The organism is Pseudoalteromonas sp. 5Ae-yellow (assembly GCF_014077565.1).
GTDB lineage: Bacteria > Pseudomonadota > Gammaproteobacteria > Enterobacterales > Alteromonadaceae > Pseudoalteromonas.
In genome coordinates this window covers 1-11,494 of sequence record NZ_JACGWD010000024.1, presented here as the reverse complement: position 1 = coordinate 11,494, position 11,494 = coordinate 1, and the positions used below count along the sequence as shown (strand labels likewise).

General features: G+C 38.7%; 8 protein-coding genes and 8 tRNA genes. 12 read left to right on the top strand and 4 right to left on the bottom strand.

Annotation, left to right across the window (positions count from 1 at the left end; genetic code table 11):
- Positions 1–25 precede the first annotated feature (25 nt).
- Positions 26–460 (bottom strand): hypothetical protein, encoded by a 435-nt coding sequence (locus tag H4J63_RS08565; RefSeq protein ID WP_024599814.1) that lies wholly within the window; start codon positions 458–460, stop codon positions 26–28.
- A gap of 141 nt (positions 461–601) precedes the next feature.
- Positions 602–1,570 carry a cysteine synthase A gene (gene cysK, locus H4J63_RS08560; RefSeq protein WP_024599813.1) on the bottom strand — a complete coding sequence of 323 codons (969 nt, stop codon included), beginning with the start codon at positions 1,568–1,570 and terminating at the stop codon, positions 602–604.
- A gap of 362 nt (positions 1,571–1,932) precedes the next feature.
- Between cysK and H4J63_RS08555 the strand changes: the two genes are divergently transcribed.
- The 12 genes from H4J63_RS08555 to H4J63_RS08500 all read left to right on the top strand — a co-directional run bounded on the left by H4J63_RS08555 (position 1,933) and on the right by H4J63_RS08500 (position 7,390).
- On the top strand, positions 1,933–3,084 hold the full coding sequence (locus H4J63_RS08555; RefSeq protein WP_024599812.1) for a dicarboxylate/amino acid:cation symporter: 1,152 nt from the start codon (positions 1,933–1,935) through the stop codon (positions 3,082–3,084).
- 108 nt (positions 3,085–3,192) lie between these two features.
- Positions 3,193–3,843, top strand: a complete 651-nt coding sequence (uvrY, locus tag H4J63_RS08550; RefSeq protein WP_007377972.1) for a UvrY/SirA/GacA family response regulator transcription factor — start codon at positions 3,193–3,195, stop codon at positions 3,841–3,843.
- Positions 3,844–3,852: 9 nt separating this feature from the next.
- A complete protein-coding gene (uvrC, locus tag H4J63_RS08545) occupies positions 3,853–5,676 on the top strand; it encodes an excinuclease ABC subunit UvrC (RefSeq protein ID WP_024599811.1) in 1,824 nt (607 codons plus the stop codon).
- A gap of 42 nt (positions 5,677–5,718) precedes the next feature.
- Positions 5,719–6,264, top strand: a complete 546-nt coding sequence (gene pgsA, locus H4J63_RS08540) for a CDP-diacylglycerol--glycerol-3-phosphate 3-phosphatidyltransferase (RefSeq protein WP_032827134.1) — start codon at positions 5,719–5,721, stop codon at positions 6,262–6,264.
- 212 nt (positions 6,265–6,476) lie between these two features.
- A tRNA-Gly gene (locus H4J63_RS08535) sits at positions 6,477–6,552 on the top strand.
- Between the two features lie 31 nt (positions 6,553–6,583).
- Positions 6,584–6,657 (top strand) — tRNA-Cys (locus tag H4J63_RS08530).
- Between the two features lie 37 nt (positions 6,658–6,694).
- A tRNA-Leu gene (locus H4J63_RS08525) sits at positions 6,695–6,781 on the top strand.
- Positions 6,782–6,845: 64 nt separating this feature from the next.
- Positions 6,846–6,921 (top strand) — tRNA-Gly (locus H4J63_RS08520).
- A gap of 39 nt (positions 6,922–6,960) precedes the next feature.
- Positions 6,961–7,047: transfer RNA gene (locus tag H4J63_RS08515), tRNA-Leu, on the top strand.
- A 49-nt stretch (positions 7,048–7,096) separates the two neighbouring features.
- Positions 7,097–7,172: transfer RNA gene (locus tag H4J63_RS08510), tRNA-Gly, on the top strand.
- A 19-nt stretch (positions 7,173–7,191) separates the two neighbouring features.
- Positions 7,192–7,265, top strand: a tRNA-Cys gene (locus H4J63_RS08505).
- Between the two features lie 38 nt (positions 7,266–7,303).
- Positions 7,304–7,390, top strand: a tRNA-Leu gene (locus tag H4J63_RS08500).
- A 543-nt stretch (positions 7,391–7,933) separates the two neighbouring features.
- Here the strand turns inward: H4J63_RS08500 and H4J63_RS08495 are convergent.
- Together H4J63_RS08495 and H4J63_RS08490 are read right to left on the bottom strand one after the other, a co-directional pair.
- Positions 7,934–9,532 carry a BCCT family transporter gene (locus H4J63_RS08495; protein WP_182195964.1) on the bottom strand — a complete coding sequence of 533 codons (1,599 nt, stop codon included), beginning with the start codon at positions 9,530–9,532 and terminating at the stop codon, positions 7,934–7,936.
- 165 nt (positions 9,533–9,697) lie between these two features.
- Positions 9,698–11,113, bottom strand: coding sequence for a sodium:alanine symporter family protein (locus tag H4J63_RS08490; protein ID WP_182195962.1), 1,416 nt, complete (start codon positions 11,111–11,113; stop codon positions 9,698–9,700).
- Between the last annotated feature and the right edge of the window lie 381 nt (positions 11,114–11,494).

Genomic DNA, 11,494 nt, shown 5'->3' with positions numbered 1-11,494 from the left:
CCTTTTTATGTGTAATTCATTTCTTTTAACGAGCGTAAGGGTCGGCAACAATTTTATCAATGTACCATTTCCCCTTTTTACGAAGCATTTTTACGCTGCGCATTTCGTCAATTTTATCACCATTTAAATAGCCGGTAAAAATAAGGTTTATTTTGGCATTATCACCGTATTGCTCACGGACGCTCATATTGGTCATATCAACTTCAATGGTTACTTCATCGTATTGCATATTTACTAAGTTACGGGAAAACTGTTTAGCAGTACCGTAGGATTTCATTATGCGTGTAAGGTTGGGTGTTGCCATGGTGCTGGCTTTTTGAAGGTCTTGCTGGTTATAAAGCGCATCAAAATAAGCGGTTGCTGTATCGCCAGGAGTGTCGCCAAGTGTTTTGGTATCGTCACCGCAGGCTGATAAAAATAAACAGAGAACCAAACTTAATAAACTCGTGATTTTTTTCATATTAATTATTATTAATTAGTTTTTTTAAAGTGTGTGGTTTATCTATGAAGATGTAAAGGTATGGGGGGCAATAAATAGAAAATTGGATAATAAATAATAAAAAAGGATGCCTAAAGCATCCTTTTAAAATTTTAGAATTGCTTATTGCACTAGCTCTTGTTCACTAAACTCTTCATCAAACATTGGGCTTGATAAGTAACGCTCAGTTGCACTAGGTAGGATAACAACAATATTTTTATCTGCGTTTTCAGGTTTTTCAGCAATTCGCTTAGCTGCAACAACCGCTGCACCTGACGAAATACCGACTAAAATACCTTCTTTTTTCATTAACTGATGCGCCATTGCAATTGCATCTTCGTTAGATACAAGCTCAGCTGCATCAATCAAATCCATATCCAGATTACCAGGAATGAAGCCTGCACCAATACCTTGGATTTTATGAGGACCTGGTTTAATTTCTTCACCGGCAAGCGTTTGGCTAATAACTGGAGAGTTAGTTGGCTCTACTGCAATAGACTTAACGTTTAAACCTTTTTCTGTTTTAAGGTAACGACTAACACCTGTAATAGTACCACCAGTGCCAACACCGGCTACAAAAAAGTCTACTTTACCGTCAAGCGCATCGTAAATTTCTGGGCCTGTTGTTTCAAAGTGAATTTTAGGGTTTGCAGGATTTTCAAATTGTTGTAATAAAATATACTTATCAGGTGCGGTTGCTTGAATTTCTTTTGCTTTTTCGATTGCGCCATTCATACCTTTAGCACCGTCGGTAAGTACTAGGTTTGCACCTAGTGCTTTTAATAGCTTGCGACGTTCTAGGCTCATAGTGTTTGGCATAGTAAGTGTTAACTTGTAACCACGAGCAGCTGCAACAAATGCAAGTGCAATACCAGTGTTACCTGATGTTGGCTCAATAAGTTCTTTACCTTCAACAAGCTGACCTGACTTTTCAGCTTCCCAAATCATTGATGCACCAATACGGCATTTGATACTAAAGCTTGGATTACGAGATTCAACTTTAGCGTATACATTCCCACCCGTAACACGATTAAGTTTTACTAGCGGCGTATTACCAATAGTTAGTGAGTTATCTTCAAAAATAGTAGACATAATGTTCCTTTGGATACAATCTGATCAACGTGCTAATAGCCTTTGCTACTAACTATACATACACACTTTACTGTGAGTTTAAAAAAACTAAAGTAAAGTTTGGCTATAACATATATTTATTGGGCTTATAACCAGTCGAAATAAAAATCAATTATTAACGGTGCTTTAGTTATTGTAGGTGCGGGCTTAATTTGAGATTTAAAGAGTAAAAACTCGTTTAGTAAAAAAATGTTCAAAAGAGCTCTAGATTAAGCTGTATTTGTTCGTTATTTGTGCATATAAATGTAACTTGAATAGTTTTATCACACAATGCGTCTAAAACATGATAAAAACACGTATCTAAATTCAATTAAGCAATCACAATGAAGTTAATCTTAAAATTAATTGCCGGTATTGTGGCCGGTATTTTGGTCGGACTCTACGTACCTATCACTGGTGTTGAACTTTTATTCACAGTAAAAGAGCTAATTGGTCAAATTATCTCCTTTACCATCCCTCTTATCATTTTGTTTTTTATTGCATCGGGTATTGCTGGCCTACCAAAAGGGTCTGGTCACTTACTTGGTAAAACAGTCGGGTTTGCTTACAGCTCTACCATTATTGCAGGTACGCTTGCATTTTTATTAGTAAGTGCTGTAATACCTTTTTTAAGTGGTGGCATTACTTTTGAAGCTGAAGTTGCAACTGAAATTGGCAGTTTTATTGATTTAGAAATTCCACCTCTGATGGGTGTAATGACCGCATTAGTGACTGCTTTTGTATTTGGTATAGGCATGAGCCAATTAGAACTTGATACACTTAAAAAGGTGTCTGATCAGGGGCGAGATGTAATTGACGGGTTATTATCAAAAGTAATTATACCTGCTTTACCATTTTACATTGCTGGCGTATTTGCCGAAATGACGGTAGCGGGCACTGTGGTTGATACATTGCAAACATTTGGTGTAGTACTAGTTGCTGCGCTTGTTATGCATTGGTTATGGTTAAGCGTTTTATATATAGCGACAGGTATATTGTTAAAACGTAATCCAATCGAATTAGTTAAAAATATGCTCCCAGCTTACTTTACTGCGTTAGGTACTATGTCGAGTGCAGCAACTATTCCAGTATCGCTACAATCAAGTAAGGCAAATAATGTTAAAGAAGATGTAGCTAATTTTACTGTGCCGCTTTGCGCGACTATTCACTTATCTGGCTCAACTATAACAATAGTAACCTGTGCAATGGCTGTTATGTTTTTATCGCCAAGCATGGAAGTTCCTTCATTAATGGGTATGCTGCCATTTATTATGATGTTAGGTGTAGTAATGATTGCAGCTCCAGGTGCTCCAGGTGGTGCAGTCATGTCGGCGCTTGGTTTATTAACAAGCATGCTTGGGTTTAATGAAGGTGCTGTAGCATTAATGATTGCACTTTATTTAGCACAAGATAGCTTTGGTACTGCGTGTAATGTAACGGGTGATGGTATCATTGCGTTATGGGTTGACAGATTTAGCGAAAAATCGTCAGCTTAAACTATTAGAGCGAGGCAATAATATTAATTATTGTTTCGCTTTATGTATGTTACTGTGGCAAATTAATTTAATTAAATTGCATATTGTTAGGTAAGTGAGGATGTTCCATTGATTAATGTACTTTTAGTTGATGACCATGAACTTGTACGAACAGGAATCAAGCGTATTCTTGATGACGTACGAGGGTTTAAAGTAATTGGCGAAGCTAAAACTGGCGAAGAGGCTGTACAGTTTTGTCGTCAGCATGCGCCAAACATAGTATTAATGGATATGAATATGCCAGGCATGGGCGGATTAGAAGCGACTAAAAAGATTTGTCGTTACTGTCCTGATGTAAAAATTATTGTGCTTACTGTTAATTGTGAGGATCCGTTTCCGAGCAAGGTAATGCAAATTGGCGCGCATGGCTTTTTAACTAAAGGTGCAGGCTCTGACGAAATGGTTCGTGCAATTCGTTGCGTTCATGCTGGTCAGCGTTATATTGCCCCTGAAATTGCACAGCAGATAGCACTTGCGCAAGTGACAGGCCGTACCGATGAAAACCCTTTTCAGAGTTTATCTGAGCGAGAGCTGCAAATTATGCTTATGATCACCAAAGGTGAAAAAGCACAAGATATAGCAGAGCGTTTAAATCTAAGCTCTAAAACAGTAAATAGCTATCGCTACCGTATGTTTGAAAAGTTAAATGTAGGTGGCGATGTTGAGCTTACCCATTTAGCTATTCGTCATAAAATGATTGATATAGACGTTTCGTACTAACTATAATTTATGTCTGAATTTGATCACGTACATTTTCTCAAAACGCTATCAAGCGAGCCGGGTGTATACCGAATGCTTGATAGTGACAGCCAAGTTATTTATGTTGGTAAAGCCAAGCACTTAAAAAAACGTGTAAGTAGTTACTTTAGAAGTAATATTACCGATAGCAAAACACGCGTTTTAGTGAGTAATATTAGTGACATTGAAGTCACTCTCACCAATACTGAAACCGAAGCGCTGCTGCTTGAAAATAACCTAATAAAAAAATATCAGCCTCGCTACAACATATTATTGCGCGACGATAAGTCGTACCCCTATATTTTACTAACTAGCCATAAACACCCACGTTTAGCGTTTCATCGTGGCAGTCGTAAAATTAAAGGCGAGTACTTTGGGCCTTTCCCAAGCGCAGGAGCGGTATCTGAAAGCTTGCGCTTAATGCAAAAAATATTTCCTGTTCGTCAATGTGAAGATGCTTATTACCGCGCAAGAAGTCGCCCGTGTCTGCAATATCAACTTAAACGTTGCTCAGCTCCCTGTGTAAATAAAGTAACGGATGATGATTACAGCGAGCAGGTTGATTATGTTCGTAAATTTTTAACAGGTAAATCTCACGAAGTTATTGCTGATTTAATAAAAAAAATGGAAGCAGCCAGCCTGCAGCTAAACTTTGAATTAGCGGCAAAAGTTCGCGACCAAATAATGCTACTTCGTAAAATGCAGGAGCAACAGTCTATTTCTGGTAACTTTGCAGAAATGGATGTTGTCGGTTTTGCGCATTTAAACGGGTTAAACGGTATTCATTTATTAATGATCCGCGATCATAAAGTGCTGGGTAGTAAAACCTATTTTCCAAAAGTACCTAAAGATTCGAGTGAACAAGAAATATTGACCTCATTTTTAGGACAATACTATTTAGCGCCAGGTGCAACAGGGCGTATTGCAAAAGAAATCATATTACCGTTTGAAATAGAAGAAAGCGCGGCGCTCGGCGAAGCACTCTCACAAATAAGTGAACGTAAAGTAACTCTTAAAGTTGTCACTCGGGGTGAGCGTGCGCAATACCTACAACTGGCCAATAAAAATGCATTAAACAGTATTGCGGTTAAACAAAGTACCCAAGACTCTATTAATAAACGTTATGCACAATTAAAAGCAACACTGCGACTTGACGATATTACCCGAATGGAGTGTTTTGATATAAGCCACACCATGGGGGAGAACACCGTTGCAAGTTGTGTTGTATTTGACTCACAAGGCCCAAATACAAAAGAGTATAGGCGCTACAACGTAACAGGTATAACTGGTGGCGATGATTATGCTGCAATGGAATTTGCACTTAACAAACGCTATAACAAGTTAGTAGACGAAGACAAAATTCCAGACGTTATCTTTATTGATGGTGGTAAGGGGCAGTTAGGGCGCGCTGAGCAGTATTTTTCTAATTGGCCGCACACAAAAATGCCTTTATTAGTAGGTGTTGCAAAAGGAACGAGTCGCAAACCCGGGCTTGAAACACTATTGATTGACGGTGGACGCAAAACCATTCCGATGGATTCAGATGCACCTGCGCTTCATTTGATTCAGCATATACGTGATGAGTCTCACCGTTTTGCAATTGCTGGGCATCGTAATAAACGACAAAAACAACGAACACAATCACTATTAGAAGAAATAAATGGAGTAGGTTCTAAGCGTCGCCAAACATTATTAAAATATTTAGGGGGCATGCAAGGTGTAAAAGCTGCTAATATAGAACAGTTAAAGAAAGTTCCTGGGATCAGCCCTGACATGGCTGAGAAGATATTTAACCATTTGCATGACAAGGGCTAGCCCTTCATGCGAATATAGCCAAAAAGACATATCCAAGTAGTTATGTGGAATATTCCAAACACACTTACAACATTTAGACTTTTTCTTATCCCCGTTTTTTTGGTGATATTTTATTTGCCTTATAGCTGGGCATTTTTTGCTGCCGCCTTTATTTTTTGGCTTGCATCAATCACCGATATACTAGACGGTTATTTAGCAAGAAAGCTTGAGCAATCAACCCCTTTTGGTGCTTTTCTAGATCCTGTTGCTGATAAAGTAATGGTATGTGCGGCACTTGTAGCGTTATCTGATCAGTACCAGTCAATGTACATGACTATACCTGCTCTTATTATAATAAGCCGTGAAATTATAATATCTGCACTTCGTGAATGGATGGCAGAGCAGGGTAAGCGTGGTAATGTCGCTGTATCAAACATGGGTAAAATTAAGACGGCTGCACAAATGTTAGCCATTATCGGTTTGATTTGGCAATATGATACATGGATGAACTATTTAAGTTTTGGACTACTGTACATTGCAACCTTTTTAACCTTGAGTTCTATGATGCAATATTTACGTGCAGCATGGGGTGAATTGACTAAAAATTAACTCTAAATGTATAATAACGCACCGTTTTAGATAAAAAACAAGCAAACAGTTCAAAACTAGCATTTTTTGTATTGACGCGTTTAATAATCTCTGTAGAATGCGTCCGTGTTGAGAGGGCATAGCCCCCGAGATAAACAAAATGGTAATTAATCAGTTACCTGAATGTTCACATAAATCATCATGTGCTAATTCAAATAACTGATAAATAAAATGCGGTACTAGCTCAGTTGGTAGAGCGCGACCTTGCCAAGGTCGAGGTCACGAGTTCGAGCCTCGTGTACCGCTCCAAGTTTATCTTAAGGTTAATACCCCGTACTGGGGCGGAATGGCAGAGTGGCCATGCACCGGATTGCAAATCCGTCTACCTCGGTTCGACTCCGGGTTCCGCCTCCATTTCAACACTCCACACGCTTTAATTAGCAAACTCGATGCCCGAGTGGTGGAATTGGTAGACACAAGGGATTTAAAATCCCTCGACTAACAAGTCGTGCCGGTTCAAGTCCGGCCTCGGGCACCACTATGTGGTTTAATTGCATTACCAAGTGTAATTTATAAAATGATTAATTTAGAATTAATATGATGCGGTACTAGCTCAGTTGGTAGAGCGCGACCTTGCCAAGGTCGAGGTCACGAGTTCGAGCCTCGTGTACCGCTCCATATTAGTTTTATCCACTTGCTTTTAATAGCAAACTCGATGCCCGAGTGGTGGAATTGGTAGACACAAGGGATTTAAAATCCCTCGACTAACAAGTCGTGCCGGTTCAAGTCCGGCCTCGGGCACCACTTTAAATTATTTTACCAAGATAATTTAAAGTTAATAAAACAGTATTTTGCGGTACTAGCTCAGTTGGTAGAGCGCGACCTTGCCAAGGTCGAGGTCACGAGTTCGAGCCTCGTGTACCGCTCCAAATTATTTGGATACATTTAGGCGGAATGGCAGAGTGGCCATGCACCGGATTGCAAATCCGTTTACCTCGGTTCGACTCCGGGTTCCGCCTCCATATAATTTACTCCACACGCTTTAATTAGCAAACTCGATGCCCGAGTGGTGGAATTGGTAGACACAAGGGATTTAAAATCCCTCGACTAACAAGTCGTGCCGGTTCAAGTCCGGCCTCGGGCACCATTTTTACTAAAATCCTCAGATAAAATTCATTTAAATTCTAAATCACTTCTATTTTTAAAATATTCAAAAATTATCCTTATTTAGATTCCCAATCTTATTTTTAATACCTACTTACCTTTAATATCTATTTTTTTAATATCTTAAAGTTTCATCATCATACATTTATAAAGCTGCCAGTTTGTATTTAACCGTTAATGCTTTTATCCAATCTGGTTAAATTAACTGAATTGGTATAATTAGTTGTGAATAAGAGCACCTGTTAATAACAAAGAAAAAATCAGAACGCTGGCAATTCAATTTTCTTGGCAATTACTCCTGCACCTATGTTTTAGTAAATCAAATGCTTTTAATTCTGCTAACGTAAGGTTTGCTCTCTAAAAATAGCTAAGTTTTAACGAGGGGTGGCATTAATGAATGTAATAGAAGTGCGGTGTCTAAAATAAATTTAAGATAGGAGTATAAGAAATGCGTTTAGTACTTAGTTATACGAATTGCTAATGTTTTATAAGCGACCCTTGAGGATCGCTTATAAAGGATAAATTGTTATTGCAGTTTACTCTGAGCTTTGTAAATTGGATACTCGCTCAACAAGCCTTGAATAAGCGCAATACACATTAAAATAAGTACTATTGAAAACGGCAAAGCTGTAGTAACTACGCCCGACTGAAGCGCTTGCAATGCTTGCGAGCCACCAACCCAAAGCAATACTGCTGCAATCACACCTTCGACTGTAGCCCAAAATATACGTTGTGGCACTGGTGCATCTATTTTACCGCCCGCAGTTATACCATCTATTACAAGCGATCCTGAATCAGACGACGTTATAAAAAATACCAAAACGAGTGCTATAGAAATAATAGAAATAAAACTTGAAAGTGGTAACTGCTCGTATACCTGAAATAAAGTCACTGAGATATCAGTTAAACCATTTTGTCCAAGTGGGCCAACTTTATCTATAACTTGTGTAATTGCCATATTTCCGAATACCCCCATCCAAACCAAACTAAGAAGCGTTGGTAGGCCAATGACGACGAGTAAAAACTCGCGTACAGTGCGCCCCTTTGAAACTCGAGCAATAAACATCCCAACAAACGGCGACCATGATATCCACCATGCCCAATAAAACACAGTCCAAGAGTGCATCCAATCTTCATCGGGTCTATTAAAAGGATTGCTTAAAGTTACAAAGTGTTCTGCGTACGCCCCAAGGGTAAACCAAACAGCAGTAATTGCATCAGAGAAAGTAAGGGCAATAACAACTAATAATAAAATAAATGCACAAATTAAATTAACATTGCTCAGTACTTTAACACCGCCCTCAATACCTCTAATAACAGAGAAAATTGCAATACACGTTACTAAACCAATAACAGATATTTGAAAAGCAGTCCCATAATCAGTGCCTAACAGATAATTTATCCCGCTGGTAGCTTGTTGAGCGCCAAGGCCTAGCGATGTAGCTAAACCAAATAAAGTAGACAGTACAGCGAGTATATCGATGATATGACCAAGCCACCCCCAGGCACGATCACCAAATAATGGATAAAAAACAGAACGTATAGATAAAGGAAGGCCTTTATTAAATGCAAAAAAAGCCAAGCTTAATCCAACAACAGCGTAAATCGCCCACCCATGTAAACCCCAGTGGTACATGGTTGCACCCAAAGCTAATGAGTGTGCTTGCGGTGAGTTTGGCTCAACGCCCATAGGGATATGATACCAACCAGTATAATATGCAGTTGGCTCAGCAACTCCCCAAAACAGTAAGCCAATACCCATTCCTGCTGCAAACAGCATTGAAAGCCACGACATATAGCCATGTTCTGGACGAGCTTTTACGCCGCCTAAACGAATTTTACCCAAAGGAGAGAATGCTAAAATAACGCAAAATATTACAAAAGCATTGGCTAGTAACATAAAGTAACTATCAAATTGATTAATTATGGCGTCTTTAGTCGAGGTTAGTGCATCACGGGTAACGGTAGGGTCAAAAACTAGGGTAAGTATTACAAATAAAACAACTAAGAAAGCGCTTATGCCAAATACTGGGTTATGGATATCAAATCCCCACTTTTGTACATTATCTTGCCCAACTTGGTAATCAGTAGTGTCTATACTGTATTTTTTTGTTATGTCATCCATCGGGTCTCCTTTTTATAGATAACTTAATTCAAATATCCTACGTAATTAAATATAAAATAGTTTTAAAATTAATATAACTTTTTATTTATAAGAAATGAGATGGTTAAGCGTAATATTTGTTATTTTTAGAACTAAAAAAGCGAGCCGTAGCTCGCTGTTTATTGTTTATTTCCAGGCCTCGGGATCGACCTCTTTAGCAAGTTTAGGATGTTTACTCTTATCAAAGGTAGGTATTAGGCCTTTCTTGCGTTGCTCGTTATAATCTTTAGAAAGCCATACAACAACACCTGAAAGCATAAATAACGCTATAACGTTTACAATAGCCATCAAACCCATTGATATATCTGCCAGCGTCCAAATTAAACCAAGCTCACCAACAGCGCCAAACATCACCATACCTAAAACAACAAGTCTAAAGATAAACATACCTTTATTAGAGTTGTGCTCTAAAAACATTAAATTTGTTTCAGCGTAAGAGTAATTAGCCACAATAGAAGTAAAAGCAAAAAACAATATAGCAATGGCAATAAAGTAAGTACCCCAGTCGCCGACATGTTCTTGTAATGCTGCTTGTGTAAGTTCAATCCCCATAACACCAGATTCAGGTATTAATTGCTGCGATAGTAAAATAAGAGAAGCAGTCGCTGTACAAATAACAATAGTATCAATAAATACACCTAGCATTTGCACATAACCTTGTGATGCTGGATGAGGCGGGTAAGGTGTAGCAGTAGCTGCGGCATTAGCTGCACTACCCATACCTGCTTCGTTTGAGAATAAGCCACGCTTTATACCTTGGATCATAGCTTGTGTAACACCATAACCAATTGCACCTGCACCAGCTTGTTCAATACCAAAAGCACTCTTTATAATAAGGGCGAGTACATCCGGGAGTGCAGTAAAGTTAATAGCACATACATAAAGAGCCACTAACAAGTAAGCTAATGCCATAAATGGCACAACCATTTCGGCAAAACGAGAAATCGTTTTCAAACCACCAAAAATAATAATACCAGAGCCAATAACCAAGCAAATGCCTACTATATACTTAGGTACATCAAACGCTACTTCAAATGCTGCAGCAATAGAGTTTGACTGTACGGCGTTAAATACCAAACCAAAGGCTAAAATTAAGCATAGCGAGAATAAAGTTCCCATCCAGCGTTTACCTAAACCGTTTTGCATATAATAAGCAGGGCCACCTCTAAAATTGCCTTCAACATCCTTTGTTTTATAAGCCTGAGCTAAAGTACTTTCAGCAAAGCTTGTAGCCATACCTATTAATGCAATAAGCCACATCCAAAAAATAGCACCCGGACCACCTAGGTATAAGGCAACAGCAACACCAGCCATATTGCCTGTACCAACGCGGGCAGCTAACGAAGTACAAAAAGCCTGAAAGGATGAAATTTCGTTATCGGCACATTTACGAGAGCCAAACATAACTTTGAACATATGTGGAAATTGCACAAACTGAATAAAGCCTAGTCGAAAAGTAAAGAAGAGGCCTGCTGCTATTAATAAGTAGACGAGAACTTGGCCCCATAGAAGGGCACTTATACTGTTTATTATGTCTGTCATGGATACTGCCTAAATACATGAGTTAAAAAAGTGACCGCAACTTATCACATCAGGTTAAAAGTGTTTAGTTTTAAAGTTCAAAAGCAGAGTTATCAACAGGGTTTTGTGGGTAACTTGTGCTTATCATGTGTGCTTGCTTGGGGCTTAATTTTAATTACTATTTTGTGTAAATAACGCTTGCGTAAAATTCGCCGCTCCCTATAATGCGACCCCACTGAGACGGGAAACGCCGAAGCATAGCAAGGCAGCAACTACTCAGAGAGTTAAATAAAACTTCGGTTTTAAATCTTCCAAAAGAAAGTTTAAAACAAAGTGTTGACTCGAAAAATAAAGGGTGTATTATTCGCATCCCTTGAGACGCTAAAGCGACTCAAAACGTTC

Bases quoted from the DNA above. Each gene is read 5' to 3' on its own strand.
- H4J63_RS08490 (WP_182195962.1), bottom strand. From the start codon at position 11,113: ATGACAGACATAATAAACAGTATAAGTGCCCTTCTATGGGGCCAAGTT.
- pgsA (WP_032827134.1), top strand. From the start codon at position 5,719: ATGTGGAATATTCCAAACACACTTACAACATTTAGACTTTTTCTTATC.
- H4J63_RS08555 (WP_024599812.1), top strand. From the start codon at position 1,933: ATGAAGTTAATCTTAAAATTAATTGCCGGTATTGTGGCCGGTATTTTG.
- H4J63_RS08565 (WP_024599814.1), bottom strand. From the start codon at position 460: ATGAAAAAAATCACGAGTTTATTAAGTTTGGTTCTCTGTTTATTTTTA.
- cysK (WP_024599813.1), bottom strand. From the start codon at position 1,570: ATGTCTACTATTTTTGAAGATAACTCACTAACTATTGGTAATACGCCG.
- H4J63_RS08495 (WP_182195964.1), bottom strand. From the start codon at position 9,532: ATGGATGACATAACAAAAAAATACAGTATAGACACTACTGATTACCAA.
- uvrC (WP_024599811.1), top strand. From the start codon at position 3,853: ATGTCTGAATTTGATCACGTACATTTTCTCAAAACGCTATCAAGCGAG.